The organism is Pantoea sp. Mb-10 (genome assembly GCF_021272205.1).
GTDB lineage: Bacteria > Pseudomonadota > Gammaproteobacteria > Enterobacterales > Enterobacteriaceae > Pantoea.
Genome location: NZ_JAJSDX010000001.1, coordinates 427,352 through 444,440 on the forward strand (window position 1 = coordinate 427,352; position 17,089 = coordinate 444,440).

18 protein-coding genes are annotated in these 17,089 nt (G+C 54.8%); 10 read left to right on the forward strand and 8 right to left on the reverse strand.

All coding sequences use genetic code 11. From position 1 onward, the window contains the following. Position 1 precedes the first annotated feature (1 nt). From rlmH to lipA, 8 genes are all read left to right on the forward strand, one after another. A complete protein-coding gene (gene rlmH / locus LU196_RS02040) occupies positions 2-472 on the forward strand; it encodes a 23S rRNA (pseudouridine(1915)-N(3))-methyltransferase RlmH (protein ID WP_097094593.1) in 471 nt (156 codons plus the stop codon). 34 nt (positions 473-506) lie between these two features. Continuing rightward, positions 507-2,411 carry a peptidoglycan DD-transpeptidase MrdA gene (gene mrdA, locus LU196_RS02045; RefSeq protein ID WP_232758062.1) on the forward strand — a complete coding sequence of 635 codons (1,905 nt, stop codon included), beginning with the start codon at positions 507-509 and terminating at the stop codon, positions 2,409-2,411. A gap of 9 nt (positions 2,412-2,420) precedes the next feature. Next, complete coding sequence (gene mrdB, locus LU196_RS02050; RefSeq protein WP_232758063.1) at positions 2,421-3,533, forward strand: peptidoglycan glycosyltransferase MrdB; 1,113 nt, start codon at positions 2,421-2,423, stop codon at positions 3,531-3,533. Between the two features lie 10 nt (positions 3,534-3,543). After that, the gene (gene rlpA / locus LU196_RS02055; protein WP_232758064.1) at positions 3,544-4,635 is read left to right on the forward strand and encodes an endolytic peptidoglycan transglycosylase RlpA; all 1,092 of its coding nucleotides are present in this window, start codon (positions 3,544-3,546) and stop codon (positions 4,633-4,635) included. Between the two features lie 127 nt (positions 4,636-4,762). Further along, positions 4,763-5,974 carry a D-alanyl-D-alanine carboxypeptidase DacA gene (dacA, locus tag LU196_RS02060; protein WP_232758065.1) on the forward strand — a complete coding sequence of 404 codons (1,212 nt, stop codon included), beginning with the start codon at positions 4,763-4,765 and terminating at the stop codon, positions 5,972-5,974. A 110-nt stretch (positions 5,975-6,084) separates the two neighbouring features. After that, positions 6,085-6,348 (forward strand): DUF493 family protein YbeD, encoded by a 264-nt coding sequence (gene ybeD, locus LU196_RS02065; RefSeq protein ID WP_232758066.1) that lies wholly within the window; start codon positions 6,085-6,087, stop codon positions 6,346-6,348. Positions 6,349-6,417: 69 nt separating this feature from the next. Further along, positions 6,418-7,101, forward strand: a complete 684-nt coding sequence (gene lipB / locus LU196_RS02070) for a lipoyl(octanoyl) transferase LipB (RefSeq protein ID WP_232758067.1) — start codon at positions 6,418-6,420, stop codon at positions 7,099-7,101. A 142-nt stretch (positions 7,102-7,243) separates the two neighbouring features. After that, on the forward strand, positions 7,244-8,209 hold the full coding sequence (lipA, locus tag LU196_RS02075) for a lipoyl synthase (protein ID WP_232758068.1): 966 nt from the start codon (positions 7,244-7,246) through the stop codon (positions 8,207-8,209). 115 nt (positions 8,210-8,324) lie between these two features. Here lipA and tatE read toward each other — a convergent pair whose 3' ends face one another. The 5 genes from tatE to pagP all read right to left on the reverse strand — a co-directional run bounded on the left by tatE (position 8,325) and on the right by pagP (position 11,197). Then, positions 8,325-8,528 (reverse strand): twin-arginine translocase subunit TatE, encoded by a 204-nt coding sequence (gene tatE / locus LU196_RS02080; RefSeq protein WP_232758069.1) that lies wholly within the window; start codon positions 8,526-8,528, stop codon positions 8,325-8,327. A 119-nt stretch (positions 8,529-8,647) separates the two neighbouring features. Continuing rightward, on the reverse strand, positions 8,648-9,454 hold the full coding sequence (locus LU196_RS02085) for a deaminated glutathione amidase (RefSeq protein WP_232758070.1): 807 nt from the start codon (positions 9,452-9,454) through the stop codon (positions 8,648-8,650). Positions 9,455-9,489: 35 nt separating this feature from the next. Beyond that, positions 9,490-9,915 carry a GNAT family N-acetyltransferase gene (locus LU196_RS02090; RefSeq protein ID WP_232758071.1) on the reverse strand — a complete coding sequence of 142 codons (426 nt, stop codon included), beginning with the start codon at positions 9,913-9,915 and terminating at the stop codon, positions 9,490-9,492. Positions 9,916-10,262: 347 nt separating this feature from the next. Then, on the reverse strand, positions 10,263-10,472 hold the full coding sequence (cspE, locus tag LU196_RS02095; protein WP_010615627.1) for a transcription antiterminator/RNA stability regulator CspE: 210 nt from the start codon (positions 10,470-10,472) through the stop codon (positions 10,263-10,265). A gap of 152 nt (positions 10,473-10,624) precedes the next feature. After that, positions 10,625-11,197 (reverse strand): lipid IV(A) palmitoyltransferase PagP, encoded by a 573-nt coding sequence (pagP, locus tag LU196_RS02100; RefSeq protein WP_370640955.1) that lies wholly within the window; start codon positions 11,195-11,197, stop codon positions 10,625-10,627. A gap of 920 nt (positions 11,198-12,117) precedes the next feature. On the opposite strand from pagP, the gene LU196_RS02105 reads away from it, so the two are divergent. After that, positions 12,118-12,363 (forward strand): hypothetical protein, encoded by a 246-nt coding sequence (locus LU196_RS02105; protein WP_232758072.1) that lies wholly within the window; start codon positions 12,118-12,120, stop codon positions 12,361-12,363. Between the two features lie 82 nt (positions 12,364-12,445). On the opposite strand, the gene gntT is transcribed toward LU196_RS02105, so the two are convergent. Further along, a complete protein-coding gene (gene gntT / locus LU196_RS02110) occupies positions 12,446-13,762 on the reverse strand; it encodes a gluconate transporter (RefSeq protein WP_232758073.1) in 1,317 nt (438 codons plus the stop codon). A gap of 285 nt (positions 13,763-14,047) precedes the next feature. Here gntT and LU196_RS02115 point away from each other — a divergent pair, with 285 nt between their 5' ends. Beyond that, positions 14,048-15,190 carry an iron-containing alcohol dehydrogenase gene (locus LU196_RS02115; protein WP_370640956.1) on the forward strand — a complete coding sequence of 381 codons (1,143 nt, stop codon included), beginning with the start codon at positions 14,048-14,050 and terminating at the stop codon, positions 15,188-15,190. Positions 15,191-15,218: 28 nt separating this feature from the next. Here LU196_RS02115 and LU196_RS02120 read toward each other — a convergent pair whose 3' ends face one another. After that, a complete protein-coding gene (locus LU196_RS02120; RefSeq protein ID WP_232758074.1) occupies positions 15,219-16,046 on the reverse strand; it encodes a Cof-type HAD-IIB family hydrolase in 828 nt (275 codons plus the stop codon). Positions 16,047-16,154: 108 nt separating this feature from the next. After that, on the reverse strand, positions 16,155-16,568 hold the full coding sequence (locus LU196_RS02125) for an RcnB family protein (protein WP_232758075.1): 414 nt from the start codon (positions 16,566-16,568) through the stop codon (positions 16,155-16,157). Positions 16,569-17,089: the final 521 nt, after the last annotated feature.

Here is a 17,089-nt window from a genome sequence, read left to right on the forward strand (position 1 = left end):
AGTGAAACTGCAGCTCGTGGCCGTGGGCACCAAAATGCCCGACTGGGTTCAGACCGGTTTTATGGAGTATCTGCGCCGCTTTCCCAAAGACATGCCGTTTGAATTGATCGAAGTGACGGCCGGTAAGCGCGGCAAAAATGCCGACATCAAACGCATTCTTGAAAAAGAGGGTGAAGCGATGCTGGCAGCGGTAGGAAAAGGCAACCGTATCGTTACGCTGGATATTCCCGGTAAGCCGTGGGAAACCCCGCAGTTAGCGCAGCAGCTGGAACGGTGGAAGCAGGATGGCCGCGATGTCAGTTTGCTGATTGGCGGCCCAGAAGGATTGGCCCCGGCCTGCAAGGCCGCCGCAGAACAGAGCTGGTCACTTTCTGCGCTAACGCTGCCTCATCCGCTGGTGCGCGTGCTGGTCGCGGAGAGCCTGTATCGTGCCTGGAGCATCACCACGAATCACCCTTATCACCGTGAATAAACGCCTGACAACCTCCAGACAATAAACGCAGCGGATGAAATTACAGAGCAACGCTTTTCGCGATTACACTGCCGAGCAGAAACTGTTTGTCCGCCGGGCTCTGGTAGCCTTTGTGGTGATTTTTCTGCTCTCCTGCGTATTGGTGGTAAATCTCTACCACCTGCAAATCCTGCGTTTCGAAGATTACAGTACGCGCTCCAACGAAAACCGTATCAAGCTGGTGCCCGTCGCACCCAGCCGCGGCATTATTTACGATCGCAACGGCGTTCCCCTGGCGTTAAACCGCACTATCTATCAGGCGGAGCTGGTGCCTGAGAAGGTCGACGATCTCAAACAAACGCTGGATGCGCTGCGTCCGGTGCTCGATCTCAGCGACGATGATCTCGACGCGTTTGAAAAAGAGCGCAAGCGATCGCGGCGCTTTACGTCCATTCCGGTTAAAACCGGCCTCACGGAAGTGCAGGTGGCGCGCTTCGCCGTCAATCAATACCGCTTCCCCGGCGTTGAGGTCAAAGGCTATCAGCGGCGCTACTACCCTTACGGTCAAACCCTGACGCACGTGGTGGGTTACGTATCCAAAATCAACGATCGCGACGTGGCACGACTCGATCAGGAAGGCAAATGGCCTAACTATGCCGCCACGCATGACATTGGTAAGCTCGGCATTGAAAACTACTACGAAGATGTCCTGCACGGTAAAACCGGCTACGAAGAGGTTGAAGTTAATAACCGCGGCCGCGTGATCCGCCAGCTTCATGAGCAGTCGCCTCAGGCGGGCCGCGATATCTATCTCACGGTTGATCTCAAACTGCAGCAGTACATTGAAACCCTGCTTGCTGGCAGCCGTGCGGCCGTGGTGGTCAGCGATCCGCGCACCGGTGAAATTCTTGCGCTGGTCTCAACGCCGAGCTACGACCCCAACCTATTTGTGGATGGCATCTCCAGTAAAGATTACAAGGCGCTGCTGAGTGATGAAAATCGGCCTCTCTACAATCGCGCGCTGCAGGCCGCCTATCCCCCCGCGTCGACGGTTAAACCTTATGTTGCCGTTTCAGCGCTTAGTGCAGGCGTGATTAACCGCAACACCAGCCTCTTCGATCCGGGCTGGTGGCAGCTACCTGGCTCTGAGAAACGGTACCGTGACTGGAAAAAATGGGGTCATGGCCGTCTTAATGTCACCAAATCGTTGGAAGAGTCGGCCGATACCTTTTTCTATCAAGTGGCTTACGACATGGGCATCGATCGGCTGTCAGAGTGGATGACGCGCTTTGGTTATGGCCATCGCACCGGTATCGACCTCCCCCAGGAGAGTGCGGGAAATATGCCTACGCGCGAATGGAAGCTGAAGCGCTTTAAAAAGCCGTGGTATCAGGGTGACACCATTCCCGTGGGTATTGGCCAAGGGTACTGGACCGCCACGCCCGTGCAGATGAATAAAGCGATGATGATTCTGATCAACGACGGCGTGATTAAAGTGCCGCACCTGCTGCGTGCTACCCGCGAGGGCGATGCGATGGTGCCTTACCGTCAGCAGCCCGAGGCACCTATTGGCGATATTCACTCCGGTTATTGGGAGATCGCCAAAGATGGCATGTACGGTGTGGCAAATCGGCCGAACGGAACCGCGCACAAAAGCTTTGCGGATGCGCCTTACAAAATTGCCGCCAAGTCCGGTACGGCGCAGGTGTTTGGCCTGAAAGAGAATGAAACGTACAATGCGCACAAAATTGCCGAACGACTGCGCGACCACAAGCTGATGACGGCATTTGCCCCGTATGACAAGCCGCGCGTTGCCGTGACCATGATTCTCGAAAACGGCGGGGCCGGTGCCGCGGTCGGTACCGTGATGCGCCAGATTCTTGACCACATTATGTTAGGCGACAACAATACCGTGCTGCCTGAAGCAGCGCCGACGCCGCCCGGCTACGAAGGTGAATAAACGATGTCCATGAACGACAGCCCTCAGAAACGAACGATCTGGACGCGTATCCACATTGATCCGCTGTTTATGCTGCTTATTTTTGCGCTGCTTACCTACAGCGCCATCGTTATCTGGAGCGCCAGTGGACAAGATCCTGGCATGATGGAGCGCAAACTGGGTCAGATCGCCATGGGCACCATTATCATGCTGGTGCTGGCGCAGGTCCCGCCGCGCGTTTACGAAAGTTGGGCCCCTTATCTCTATATTGTTTGTGTGATCCTGCTGGTGGCCGTGGATGCGTTCGGGCATATCAGTAAAGGCGCGCAGCGCTGGCTCGACTTAGGCTTCGTGCGGTTTCAACCCTCGGAAATCGCTAAAATCGCCGTGCCGCTGATGGTTGCCCGCTTTATCAACCGCGATGTGTGTCCGCCCACGCTCAAAAATACCGGCATTGCGCTGGTGCTGATTTTTATGCCCACGCTGCTGGTGGCTGCGCAGCCCGACCTGGGTACCTCAATCCTGATTGCCGCGTCCGGTCTTTTCGTGCTGTTCTTATCGGGCATGAGCTGGAAGCTGATAGCCGTGGCGGTACTGCTGGTGGCCGCCTTCATTCCCGTTCTCTGGTTCTTTTTGATGCACGACTATCAGCGCGACCGCGTCATGATGCTGCTGGACCCGGAGAGCGATCCCCTGGGCGCGGGCTATCACATTATTCAGTCGAAAATTGCCATTGGATCCGGCGGACTCCGCGGTAAAGGCTGGCTACACGGAACCCAGTCGCAGCTGGAGTTTCTGCCGGAACGACACACCGACTTTATTTTTGCGGTACTGGCCGAAGAGCTGGGATTGGTCGGCGTGTTGCTGCTGCTGGCGCTGTACCTGCTTGTGATCATGCGTGGCTTGATCATCGCCGCGCGTGCGCAGACTACCTTTGGCCGCGTCATGGCCGGCGGCTTAATGTTGATTTTATTCGTCTATGTTTTCGTTAACATCGGCATGGTAAGTGGTATCTTACCGGTGGTCGGCGTGCCGCTGCCGCTGGTGAGCTACGGCGGCTCGGCGTTGATTGTGTTAATGGCCGGATTTGGCATTGTGATGTCGATCCATACTCATCGAAAAATGTTATCTAAAAGCGTTTAAGAGGCTGCACATGCGTAAGGACTGGCTTGGGGTTGCACTGGCATCACTGGTATTGGCGGCCTGTTCCACACCGGAACCGCAAAACAACACGGCGCCACCACAGCCGGCCTATAACGGTCCGGTCGTTGAAATCCCCGGCGTAGAGCCTCGCTATGAGCCGATTAATCCGTCAACCAGTCAGGATTACAGCGTCAACGGTAAAAGCTACCGCGTGATCAAAGATCCGTCGAATTACAGCGAAGTGGGATTGGCTACGTGGTATGGCGAGGAAGCGCAGGGCAACCGCACGGCCACCGGCGATACCTACGATCCTGATGCGCTCACCGCGGCGCACCCGACGCTGCCTCTGCCTGGCTATGTGCGCGTGACCAATCTGGCAAACGGTCGTCAGATCGTGGTGCGCATTAACGACCGCGGCCCTTACACGCCAGGGCGCATCATTGATCTTTCTCGCGCCGCGGGTGACCGCCTTAATATTTCCAACAATACGCGCGTACGGGTGGATTACATTAAAGTCGCGCCGGACGGCACGCTCTCCGGGCCGGGCACCATCGGCACCACGGTGGCAAAACAGAGCTATGCTCTGCCCGCACGCCCCGATCTTAGCGGTGGCATGGTGATGACAGGCAGCAGCAACACGGCCGCCGTGCCTGCCTCCGCGCCGCAAGACGTGCGCGCGGTAGACAACAGCACCCTGCAGAACAGCGACGGCATGGGCGCGCCTGTGCACAGCAGCGGGTTTTTAGGGGCGCCGCAGCCGCTGGCTAACGGTGTGTTAGAGGGCAGTGAGCCCCCTGCGCCTGCTGCGCCAGCCTCTACACCTGCCGCCTCTGCGCCTGAGGCCGCCCGCGCCGCGCCCGTCAGCGGCCATGCTACCGGTCATTACGTTGTGCAGGTGGGTGCCATTAATGATTCAGCACGCGCGCAGCAGCTGGCACAAAGTCTCGGCAAGCGCTTTGGCGTTCCCGGCGCCGTTGAAGCCAACGGTAATGTTTATCGCATCCAGCTGGGCGGCTTTAAGAGCCGTGCAGAAGCAGCCGCTTTGCAGCAGCGTTTAACCGCTGAAGCCAATTTGAACGGCTTTATTACCACGGCCCGTTAAGCGGTCTGGCGGGCCGGTATTTTTACAGCTAACACAGATAGCAAAGCAAGATGCTGGCCGCTGGGCCGTTTGCTATAGTGAGGCACTTTTTTTTACCCTTAACCCCACGGATGTTGTAGTCCTGAACATGAATACGCTGAAACCCTCTCGTTTTCTGAAACGCCTGACAGTGGGATCACTGGTCGCCTTCTCGCTCAGCCATGTCGCCATGGCTGATGATGTTAATCTCAAAACGATGATCCCGGGCGTGCCGGATATCGATGCCGAAGCCTATGTGCTGATTGACTATAACTCGGGCAAAGTGCTGGCAGAAAAGAACGCGGACGCGCGACGCGATCCCGCCAGCCTGACAAAAATGATGACCAGCTATGTGATTGGTCAAGCCGTCAAAGCTGGAAAAATTCATCAGGATGACATTGTGACCGTCGGTAAAGATGCCTGGGCTACGGGTAATCCGGTGTTCAAAGGCTCCTCGCTGATGTTCCTGAAGCCGGGAGACCGCGTACCGGTCTCTCAGCTCACGCGCGGTATCGTGCTGCAATCGGGTAACGACGCCTGCGTGGCGATGGCCGATTATGTCGCTGGCAGCCAGGACGCGTTTGTTAACCTGATGAATAATTACGTGGGCGCGCTGGGTCTGAAAAATACCCATTTCCAGACCGTGCACGGGCTGGATGCTGACGGCCAGTACAGCTCCGCGCGCGATATGGCGTTGATCGGTCAAGCCCTGATTCGTGATGTGCCGGATGAGTATGCGGTTTACCACGAAAAAGAGTTCACCTTTAACAATATTCGTCAGATGAACCGCAACGGCTTGCTGTGGGATACCAGTCTGAACGTCGATGGCATCAAAACCGGGCATACTGAAGCCGCGGGCTATAATCTGGTTGCCTCTGCCACCGAAGGTCAGATGCGTCTGATCTCCGCCGTGATGGGTGGACACACCTTTAAAGGTCGTGAAACCGAAAGCAAAAAGCTGCTGACGTGGGGCTTCCGTTTCTTTGAGACCGTAGCGCCACTGAAAGCCGGTAAAGAATTTGCTTCTGAGCCTGTATGGTTTGGTAACAGCGACCGCGTCCAGCTCGGCGTGGAAAAAGATGCCTACCTGACGATTCCGCGTGGCCGCATGAAAGACCTGAAAGCCAGTTACGTGCTGGACAACACGGAACTGCACGCGCCGCTGAAGAAAAATCAGGTCGTGGGCAGCATTAACTTCCAATTGGACGGTAAAACCATCGAGCAGCGCCCACTGGTGGTGTTGAACGAAGTGCAGGAAGGCGGTTTCTTTAGTCGTATCATTGATTACGTGAAACTGATGTTCCACCACTGGTTCGGCTAAAGCGCTTGAAAAATAGCCACCCTGCCACCATATAATGTACTGTCCCCGTTTTACCGTTTCAGGGGAGGCCAACCGGCCTCCCTTCTCAATTTTTATGCACCGGAGTCACGATGAAAACCAAACTCAATGAACTGCTCGAATTTCCTACCCCTTTCACGTACAAAGTGATGGGGCTGGCGCAACCGGAGCTGGTTGATCAGGTGGTGGAAGTGGTGCAGCGTCATGCGCCCGGCGACTACAGCCCGGACGTTAAGCCAAGCAGCAAAGGCAATTACCACTCGGTGTCCATTACTATCACCGCGACGCATATCGAGCAGGTAGAAACCCTTTACGAAGAGTTAGGCAATATCGAAATCGTTCGCATGGTGCTGTAATGCAGGTGCTGGCAAAGGTGACTTTGCCAGCGTTATACTCTGCCCTCAACTCGTTACCGGACCCTCGCTGTGTCAGCTAATACGCTTCTTGTTCGTCAACTCGGCCAGTGCGACTGGCAGCTTACCTCTGATGCGATGCATCACTTCACCGATCGGCGTAACGCGCAAACACCTGATGAGATCTGGCTGGTGGAGCATCCTCCGGTCTTTACGCAGGGTCAGGCGGGTAAAGCGGAGCATTTGTTGCTCACGGGCGATATCCCCGTGGTGCAGAGCGATCGCGGCGGCCAGGTGACTTACCACGGTCCGGGCCAGCAGGTGATGTATGTGCTGCTTGATGTGAAGCGCCGTAAGCTCGGCGTACGGGAACTGGTTACCGCTTTAGAAGAAACGGTGATCGCCACGCTGGCTGATTACGCTATCGAGGCGCGTGCACGTGCTGACGCGCCGGGCGTGTATGTCGGCGATGCAAAAATCTGCTCGCTGGGGCTGCGCATCCGTAAAGGCTGCTCTTTTCACGGGCTTGCATTGAATATTGCCATGGACCTTGCGCCCTTCTTGCGCATCAATCCCTGCGGCTACGCGGGCATGCAAATGACGCAGCTGAGCCATTTCCAACCCGGCATTACCCTTGCCGATGTACAGCCGCGACTGGCGGGACATTTCGCCAGGCTGACACATTTTACTGATACCCAATGGCTAGAAGACCGCACGCTCAACCTTGACCGTCTGTGCGCATTTACAAAATTGTAACTTTTGCCGCTGCTTATCGGCTGATTAAGCGCGGGGGAAATGGTATGATTTTGGCAAATTTTTCAAAAAAAGTTGAAAGCCTGGTTCTCAGTTTGAGTGAGGAAGCTTTCAAATCGCAATCCCGACCGGAACCTGCAGATTTATGAGTAAACCAATTCAGATGGAACGTGGCGTCAAGTATCGTGATGCCGACAAAATGGCGTTGATCCCGGTGAAAACCGTGGTCACTGAGCGTCAGGAGATTCTGCGTAAACCGGAGTGGATGAAAATCAAACTGCCCGCAGACTCCAGCCGAATCCAGGGCATCAAAGCCGCGATGCGTAAAAATGGCCTTCACTCTGTCTGCGAAGAGGCGTCCTGCCCTAACCTTGCAGAATGTTTTAACCACGGCACCGCAACCTTCATGATCCTCGGCGCCATTTGCACCCGTCGCTGTCCGTTCTGCGACGTCGCACATGGCCGCCCTGTGGCACCAGACGCTAACGAACCGCTGAAACTGGCGCAAACTATCGCTGACATGGCGCTGCGCTACGTAGTGATCACCTCTGTAGACCGTGACGACCTGCGTGACGGCGGTGCCCAGCATTTTGCCGATTGCATTACCGCCATCCGTGAGAAAAGCCCTGCTATCAAAATCGAGACGCTGGTGCCCGATTTCCGCGGCCGTATGGATCGCGCGTTGGATATCCTTACCGCCACGCCGCCTGATGTGTTTAACCATAATCTTGAGAATGTGCCGCGCGTATATCGTCAGGTCCGCCCCGGAGCCAACTATGAGTGGTCGCTTAAGCTGCTTGAGCGCTTTAAAGAAGCGCATCCTGATATCCCGACAAAATCAGGATTGATGGTGGGCTTGGGCGAAACCAATGCAGAAATCATCGAGGTGATGCGTGATTTGCGCCGCCACGGCGTCACCATGCTGACGCTGGGCCAATATCTGCAGCCGAGCCGCCATCATTTACCGGTTCAGCGCTATGTTAGCCCAGCCGAATTTGATGAAATGAAGGAAGAAGCAATGGCTATGGGCTTTACCCATGCGGCGTGCGGTCCTTTCGTGCGTTCTTCTTATCACGCCGACATGCAGGCCAAAGGTCTGGAAGTCAAATAAGCGGCGCAGTGAGCAGCCGTTGACGGCCGCTGGCGTGAAACAAAAAACCAGACCCATCGCGGTCTGGTTTTTTTTCGCAACAAAGCCTTACACTTTGTGCCACAGGTGGCAGCGCTTACTCTTTATGCGTAACGCGCTCAGCGGTAGCGTCATCCGCTGTGGTCTTGGCTGCGCTGGATTCGTCATCTTTCATGGCTTTTTTGAAGCCCTTGATTGCGGAACCCAGATCGCCACCCAGTGAACGTAACTTGTTGGTGCCAAAAAGCAGTACGATCAGCGCACCGATAATCAGCAATTTGGCAATACTGATACCTTCCATAATTTACCTTTCAACCTTCGCGAAAAATGAACACTGTTATTAACGCGCAGTTTATCACCACACTCAACTGGAATCTGTAACAGAGTGAGATTATCGCGCTAAACGGTCACGATAGCGCACTAATGAGGCAACGCTTTACACGCTAACGTCGGCTTGGTGAATCGACCATTTTTTAGCACCGGTAACACGCTGCGCGCATAGGCGATGCGCTGCGGATCCAGCACAGCAGTGACCAGCGCAGGCGATTCAGCCGCTCGCGCAATGGCCACGCCGAGCGGATCAATGACCATGCTGTTACCGATATTACGTGGCCCGCACTCCCCTACCGCCACCATATAGCAGGTGTTTTCCAGCGCGCGGGCGCTGCAGAGCAATGCCCAATGCTGCTCTTTCAGCGGCCCTTTAAGCCACGCAGACGGCAGCACCAGCACATCTGCCCCGTCGAGCGCCAGCCGCCGCGCAAGCTCGGGAAAACGCACGTCATAGCAGGTCATCAGGCCCACGTTCATTCCGGCGACCTCAATCAGCGCAGGAATATGCTGACCGGCACTCACACGCTGAGACTCCTGCATGGCAAAGGCATCATACAGGTGCAGTTTGTCGTATGCGGCGATGATGGCGCCATCGCGCACGGCAACCAGCACATTACGCACCTTGTGATCCGTATCGGGAACATGCACGCTCATGATGCTGGTGAGCGCGTGACCGCGACTGGCAGCCAGCAACTGCGACATAAACGGGCCGTCAAGCGGTTGTGCAGCGCGCAGTATCCAGTCGGGATCGGCATTGTCGCGCGCCAGCACCGCTTCAGGCAGCACCAGCATATCGGCCGCCTCCGCGCGCGCATCCTGCATTAGCTGCACGCACAGGTCTGCGTTCTCCTGCCATTCACGACGCACGGCAAACTGCCCCATCGCCACTTTCATTTCCCGCTCCTTTTCTGTGTAACGTCACCGCGTGGCTAGCTTAACGCCTTGATGTGGTAGCAAGGCGATTCAGTGTAGCCTTCCCGCAGATAAAACTGATTCGCTTTAAGGCGCCTGACGTGGCAGTGCACTTCCATCCGATCGCATCCACGCGTTCGCGCGAGCTGCTCAGCATGATTAAGCAGCTGCTGGCCGCACCCTTTGCTGCGTTCGCCTTCCGCAATACAGAAATAGCTGATGCGAGCAAAATCCCCGGCCAGCGCCAGCTGAGGAATGTAGTGCAGCGAGAGAAAGCCGAGCACGTGTTGCCCCTGCTCGGCCACCAGCAAAACAGCGTCGGGATGCGTGCAAAGCTGAGTGAGGCGTGACGCAATAAACGCGTCGGTCCCGCTGTAGCCGAGTTCGGTCAGCAGTGCGCTGAGGGCAAAGCCGTCGCTGGGCTGCGCCTGACGAATATTCATTCTTCCTCCTGGTCCCGCCGCGTTGGCATCGTCGCAGGTCATCACGACGATGAAATTGTTATATGAATGTTACATCAATCTTATGTAGGCAGTGCAGCACAATGTGCGTCGTCATGTGCCTGTCACATGAGCTTAAGGTGGGCTTAATCTGAATCCGGCATGCTGGAGAAAATCCACTTTCGAGGCAGATAATGTGAAAAATTTCTTACCACGCTCAATGGATGAACTGCTGGCGACGGGCATCGCGATGATTGCGTTGATTGGCGGTGCGGTGATGTGGTGGCAGCAGTAGGAGAGACAAAAAAAAACCCGCCTCTAGGCGGGTTTTTAGAATTCTGACTGTTAACTTACAGAGCGGTAACGTTAGCAGCAGATGGGCCTTTAGCGCCGTCGGTGATTTCAAACTCTACACGCTGACCTTCAGCCAGAGTTTTGAAGCCGTTGCTCTGGATAGCAGAGAAGTGTACGAATACATCTTTGCTGCCATCTTCTGGAGTAATGAAACCGAATCCTTTGGACTCATTAAACCACTTAACGTTACCTTTGATCTTGGACATCTATATTACCTTTACATGAAAAATGGACACTAAACTGTGTCGAGGTCTAGTACAGCAATTGCAGTGGCATTTGTCCAGTGCGAATTGATGAAAAAGTGATAATTGTCGTTTTTTTTGCACCGCTTCACACTTTCCCCTCTTGGGCTAACGGGCTAAAACTGGAACCTTAGCCAGGCAAAGTAGACGTTGCCGTTATTGTATGTCCCCGGAATATAAGTCATTTGGAACGTCGCGGGACCATACCCAATGGACGCGAGGGGCAATACAAGTGGTACAGGGATATATTTCCAGTTGTCGCGCGCGGTGACGCCAGCGGTGTAGCCCGCGCCGATATGGAAGTTTTGATCGGTCAGCGGCCGCCAGGTCGCTTCCCAGCCATAACCGGCTATCGGTTCCCATTTGTTGAAGGAGTCTTTAAACGCCATGGCATACAAACCCTGCCAGTTCCCTTTCTCATCCCAGCGCGATATGCCTGCCCCGGCGCCCCATGGCCGCTCGTTATAGCGCTGGATATGTTCGTCGTCATACGTCCAGCGGTTATGCCAGGTTATGGCAGGCAGGTACAAATCGTGGCTTTGTGGCTGTGACCACGTTTCAGAAACCCCTTCACTGAAGGTGTTCCATCCAGATTTTATCCATTGACCAGTGGTTTGTGCTGATGCGGGCGATAGCAGCAACTGCGCTGTGGTGAACAAAGAAAGTCGTGTTAAAACGCGGCGATTCACGTCGTGATCCTGAATTTAATGATGAATAAACGCTGTTTCAAAGAACAGCACTCCCCAGTAGAGCATTTTTATTTTTTCCAGAAGCGTAGCCGGAAAAATGCCAATAATCGCCAGGGAAAGTCTGTTTTGTTAACAAAGAAGGCGCGTAGTTTAGCGCATGCCATGAGCATGAATCGCAACAAACATTAAACGGCTGGTCATGTTAAAAATTGGTCCCAAAGTGCACTGGCAGAAATGCCGTGGATGGAGTGATTGGGCGCTGATTCAAGCAGTTACCACAAAATGATTTACACCCTAAATTAATTAGGATGATTTATCGTTTGAAGTTAGTTCGCGGATAAGATAAATCTCACATTCCAGGACGGATGATGAGGCAGATAAAATGGCATTGCGTTGCAGCTGCTGCGGCGGCAATAAATTTTTTTTCACCCAACCCAGCAGGGAAAATTCTCACAAACCCTATCATCATGGCGCCTGCTGTGCGGCGTGCGGCAAACGATTCAACCTGGATGATTTCGTGCCCGTTTTGCCTTCTGCCCGCACACGCCCTCCGTTGGCACAATGACAAAACAGGCAGCCTGAGCTGCCTGTGATATTAGAAAATAAGCTTAAATACGCCAGTAATTGTCAGTAATCCCACAATAAAGATAATGGCGATAATCCACAGTATTATTTTCATCGTTCGCTCCTTTCCGCTGATTAATGTTCCTCTCGCCATGAGTATAGATGAAGATAATTTTTTTACTTTATCGGTACGCTATCGTGGTCGCGCGCATGCATTAGCATTTTTTCTGCGATAAAGGTCTCAGCCCCAGCGTTTTGCCGCGTTGCGGTCGCGCATCAGACGCCCCAATTGGCTAAAATTAAAGCGCCTATCGCGGCCTCAATTGTTATTCATACCGATGTAACAAGGGGATCTTATGAGCACAATCAATACCAGCATGGGACGTTATAGCCTAAAGGCAAAGGACTCTGGCAGCCGAATTCAGGGAAGTATTGCCATCAATGATGAAGGCGGTACGCAGCTCACGCTGCAGGAGTTTGAAGAGCACTACCTTGACGACGTGGTGAATAACGTCATTTATCCTGTCACGGGTGGTAATCGCGATATTACCCGCGCCTTGCGTGAGCAGATGATAAAAGCAGGGTTTGAACAGCCCCACTGAGTTTTATTGGGCCACCGCTTGTGGCCCAATTATGCGCGATACCCTGCGCTGAGAAGGCGTTTGCCTTTCTCAGCGCAGAACCTTACACCACGCTAGCCAATAACAGACAACCCACCAGCCCACAAACAGAAATGATGGTTTCCAGCGCCGACCATGAGCGGAGGGTCTCGCCGATGGTCAGATTGAAGTACTCCTTGAATAGCCAGAAGCCAGGATCGTTAACGTGCGAGAAGATGACGCTCCCCGATCCCACGGCAATGACCATCAATTCCGGACTCGCCCCGCTGCTGACGATTAACGGTGCCACAATGCCACCGGCAGTAATGGCCGCGACGGTAGCCGATCCCAGCGCAATACGTAACACCGCGGCAATCGACCACGCCATCAGGATCGGGGAGACGTGAGTGTCATGCATTAGGCTGGCGATATATTTGTCAACCCCGCTGTCCACCAGCACCTGCTTGAACGCCCCACCGCCGCCAATGATCAGTAGCATCATGGCAATGATTTTGATGGAGTCGGTAATCGTACCCATAACCTCATCCATGCTGCGTCCGCGGTTCAAACCAAAGGTAAAAATTGCGATGAGTACGGCAATCAGCGTTGCCATAATCGGATCGCCAAAAAACTCCGCATAAGGCAGCAGCACGTGGCCTTTCGGCAACACCATTTCAGCAACGGCACGTAGGGCCATCAATATCACCGGCACCAACGCCGTCCACACGCTCACGCCAAAGCCGGGCATCTCCGCCTCGGTAAAGGTTTTCGGATTCCATAATCCTTCGGGAATCGGTTTATCAATGCCTTTCAGAAAACGCGCGTACACCGGGCCGGCCAGAATCACCGTGGGAATACCCAACAGCGTGCCGTAGAGCAGCGTTTTTCCCATGTCCGCGTTAAACAGCGTGGCAATTGCCGTAGGGCCGGGATGAGGCGGCAAAAATCCGTGTGTTACTGAGAGCGCGGCTGCCATGGGAACGCCCACGTAGAGCAGGGGCACGCGCGCCGATGCGGCAATACTGAACACCAGCGGCAGCATCAGCACAAATCCCACCTCATAGAACAGCGCAAAGCCAACGGTAAACCCCGTCAGCACCAGCGCCCACTGAATATGCTTCTGACCAAATTTTGCAATCAACGTTGTGGCGATGCGCTGTGCACCGCCGCAATCCGCCAGCAATTTACCCAACATGGCACCGAAGCCCATGATCAAGGCCAGGCTGCCCAACGTACCGCCTACTCCGGTTTTGATGGACGCAATCACTTTGTTGACCGGCATGCCCTGCATCATGCCGACCGCCAGCGCCACCAGAATCAACGCAATAAATCCGTTCAGTTTGAACCGAATCATCAGCAGCAGCAGTAGCGCTACACCGATGGCCACATAAAGTAATGGCATGATTACTCTCCACTTATGCGCACGACGAAAGTCGGCTGCGGGTATTAGGGGTGTCCCAGAGGGTTTGATGCGCGTTTATCCACCGTCGCAAAGACGTTGCCGCGCAATGTTACGGGTATCATGTTAAGGGTAACATCGCGCAACGTGCACGGTTCGCGCCGGGGGAATTTCCGTTTTGCGAAGATGATCAACTTTTCTTCCTAACGTGCACACCATGTTTGCCATCTGACACGTCTGGTTTTTCGCTACACTGGCGGCTTTGTCATTTCGCAGAAGGAAACGCCGGTGAGTGAAAATGCCCTCGCGCTGTATAGCAATCAGCAAACTGTATTTGGACGCGGCAGCATTGAGCGTCTGACGCCAATGCTCGCTGAACGCCCACAGCCGACGCTGCTGTTTTGCGCGCGCTCATTTTTAAACGGTCCCACGTGGGCGCGGCTCGAAAACGCACTGCGCGAACAGATCCTCGGCTACGAAATCGTCAGCCATGAAGCGTCACCCGATGAAATCGATGCATGGGTGCAGCGCTGGCGCGGCCAGGTTGACCGCGTGGTGGCCATCGGCGGCGGCAGCGTACTGGACGCGGCAAAGGCCTTTGCCGCCATGGTGCGGCATCCGCTCAACACCGCACGCTATCTGGAGAAGGTGGGCGATACCGCCGTTGACGCCGTCACGCTCCCGCTGATTGCCATTCCCACCACCGCAGGCACCGGCAGTGAAGCCACCCAAAACGCCGTCCTTACCGACCCGCACCATATCAAGGTGAAAGCGTCGCTGCGCCACCCCGCGTTTGTGCCGCAGATCGCCCTGCTCGATCCCGATTTGCTGAAAGGTGCGCCTGACCGCGTATTGGCCACCTGTGCCATTGACGCCTTCACCCACCTTTTTGAAGCCTACCTCTCACGCCAAGGTAATCTGTTCAGTCAACAAACCGCCCTGAACGGCCTGCGGCTGTTTTGCAAAGCGTGGCCCCATCTCAACCATCCCGGCGCCTTGGGTGATGAGGCGCGCGAGGCGATGATGATGGCGTCGTGGTTGGGCGGCGTGTGCTTAAGTAGCGCCGGATTAGGGGTTATTCACGGTATCGCGGGGGAGTTAGGGGCGATCAAAGCCTTTCACCACGGTGAAGTGTGCGGCCGCTTGCTGTTCCCGTTTCTCGACGTGCTGGCGCGCACCACGCATCCTGCACAGCAGCGTCTGATGGCTGAATTGGGGCAACAGCTCTTACCTGATGAGGTCGCACCCGCGCTGGCGCTGAAAGCCTGGCTACAGCAGCACGCTATCGTGCCGTTCTGGCGCGAGGGCCCGTCATTGAGCCCTGCAGAAGTGGAATGGATTGTGGCGCGCGCCAATAGCAAAAATGGCTGGGTTCACTATGATACGGCAACCATGACGGACATGATCGCCGCCGCCTGGCGCATTGCTTGAGTCTCAGGTCAGCCCCTACGTTTGCCTGTTATGAAGTAAACGGCGGCTGCCCTGCCAGCATCTGCTCTATCACCTGCAATACGCCTTCTTCGTTGTTTGCGGGCGCCTGATAGCGTGCCACCTGCTTGACCTTCTGCGGCGCATTGGCCATCGCGAAACTGAACCCCGCGTACTGCAGCATCTCTGCATCGTTGCCGCCGTCACCAAAAGCCAGGATTTCGCTGCGCGCGATCCCCCAGCGTTTAGCAAGCAGATCCAGTCCGTGACCTTTATGGTTGCCTGGCACAATCAGATCCACGGAGCCGTGCCCACTGGAGGTCGCGGCCACGCGCCCCTGATGCAGCCGAGAAATGTCCGCCATCAACGGCTCGACAAATTCATCCGACAGGTTGAGCGCAAATTTGAATAGCCGGTCATCGCCGACATCCTCGAGCGAGCGGATCGCCTTTAGGCGATGGCAATAGTGACGCATTTTCACCAGCCACTGCGCTTCGATACCGTCGAAATAGTAAGCACTTTCGCGCCCACAGAGGATGTAGCGCAGATCGGGGTAGGCACCGTTTTGCAGCGTGGCGATCACCGCCTCTACGTCTTCACGTGAAAAGGCGCCGCAGAATATCTCTTCATCCCGATCGATAATCCATGCGCCGTTTTCCGCCACAAACGTTATTTCGCTAGCGATCTCTGGGAAAAAAGATCGGAGCTGATAGTACTGATTGCCACTGGCCACGACAAACCGTATCCCGCGCGCTTTCATTTGCGCATAGCAGGCAGCAAAACGCGCGCGGTTATACTGCTTTTTGTCATCAAGAAAGGTGCCGTCCTTATCCACTGCCACCATTTTTACCGAGGTCATCAAGACTCCTTAACGCCATACAAGGAAGAAGGGGGTGTGTAGAGGATAACCTGGCGGGCGGAGAAACGCAGGAAAACACGGATGGACAGAGCCATCCGTGCGGTCAGATTAATTAAAGGCGCCGTTCAGAATGAGCGAGGTAATCACGCCTGTCGCGGCGGCAATCAGTACATAGTTGCCATCAATATTCGACCAGTATTCGCCGCGCGGTGGTGCGGGCAGATGGTGCACACGCCAGTCATCAACGCGGTAGTGCGGTCCGCGAAATTCCGGCGGCACCGGGCGGCCGCGGCGAAAATCGTGTCCGTTCCACGCAAAGTAATCGCCGTGGCGACGCGCGTCTTCGCGGTGCCCGTCGCGATCGGGGCCGTGATGCCCTTCCGGACCGCGCGGCCCCGGCCCGCCCGCTTCACCGTGCGGCTGCCAGCGTGGGTCACCCGGACCGTCTGCGCGAGCCATACCTGAAACCATTGTGCTGCATGTAATCAGTGAAGCCAGTAAAAGGGTTGTTGTTTTTTTCATGGTGGTGCCTCCAATCGTAACGGCCCCTAAGCGGCCGTTGCACCACACTATTGCGCAAGCATTGGCACAACGCATTGCCAATATTCTTAAAAAAGCTGGCTTTACAGTCTATTACGCCAAGCTATCACTTTCTTAACACGTTCTCCTTAATAAGCCTTAATCTTGAAGACATTGGCGAGATCGCACGCATAAAAAAGCCCGTCCATAAAGAACGGGCAACGAATATTCAAGCAATAAAATAAAGCGGTCACCCGCTTAAAGAGGGTAAAACTGAAGCACACAACGCCACATCACTAGCATTGCGCTGTCACTTTATCACTTCAGTCACGGATTTTCTTTTTACAGATTTATTTTTCGGAAAAAACTGTATGTGAACTTATAAAATAACAGCATGATTTTATTCTATAAAATGGATGGCCACCTCAGGTCTGTGCTCTGACCACAATTTAAAGCGAAGCCAGTCATGTCTGGTTTGGAAAAATGGCTTTACGTGCGCGAGGTTATATCGTGAAAAAAGGAAT

Bases quoted from the DNA above. Each gene is read 5' to 3' on its own strand.
- mrdA (WP_232758062.1), top strand. From the start codon at position 507: ATGAAATTACAGAGCAACGCTTTTCGCGATTACACTGCCGAGCAGAAA.
- mrdB (WP_232758063.1), top strand. From the start codon at position 2,421: ATGAACGACAGCCCTCAGAAACGAACGATCTGGACGCGTATCCACATT.
- rlpA (WP_232758064.1), top strand. From the start codon at position 3,544: ATGCGTAAGGACTGGCTTGGGGTTGCACTGGCATCACTGGTATTGGCG.
- dacA (WP_232758065.1), top strand. From the start codon at position 4,763: ATGAATACGCTGAAACCCTCTCGTTTTCTGAAACGCCTGACAGTGGGA.
- ybeD (WP_232758066.1), top strand. From the start codon at position 6,085: ATGAAAACCAAACTCAATGAACTGCTCGAATTTCCTACCCCTTTCACG.
- lipA (WP_232758068.1), top strand. From the start codon at position 7,244: ATGAGTAAACCAATTCAGATGGAACGTGGCGTCAAGTATCGTGATGCC.
- tatE (WP_232758069.1), bottom strand. From the start codon at position 8,528: ATGGAAGGTATCAGTATTGCCAAATTGCTGATTATCGGTGCGCTGATC.
- LU196_RS02085 (WP_232758070.1), bottom strand. From the start codon at position 9,454: ATGAAAGTGGCGATGGGGCAGTTTGCCGTGCGTCGTGAATGGCAGGAG.
- LU196_RS02090 (WP_232758071.1), bottom strand. From the start codon at position 9,915: ATGAATATTCGTCAGGCGCAGCCCAGCGACGGCTTTGCCCTCAGCGCA.
- cspE (WP_010615627.1), bottom strand. From the start codon at position 10,472: ATGTCCAAGATCAAAGGTAACGTTAAGTGGTTTAATGAGTCCAAAGGA.
- LU196_RS02105 (WP_232758072.1), top strand. From the start codon at position 12,118: ATGAGCACAATCAATACCAGCATGGGACGTTATAGCCTAAAGGCAAAG.
- gntT (WP_232758073.1), bottom strand. From the start codon at position 13,762: ATGCCATTACTTTATGTGGCCATCGGTGTAGCGCTACTGCTGCTGCTG.
- LU196_RS02120 (WP_232758074.1), bottom strand. From the start codon at position 16,046: ATGACCTCGGTAAAAATGGTGGCAGTGGATAAGGACGGCACCTTTCTT.
- LU196_RS02125 (WP_232758075.1), bottom strand. From the start codon at position 16,568: ATGAAAAAAACAACAACCCTTTTACTGGCTTCACTGATTACATGCAGC.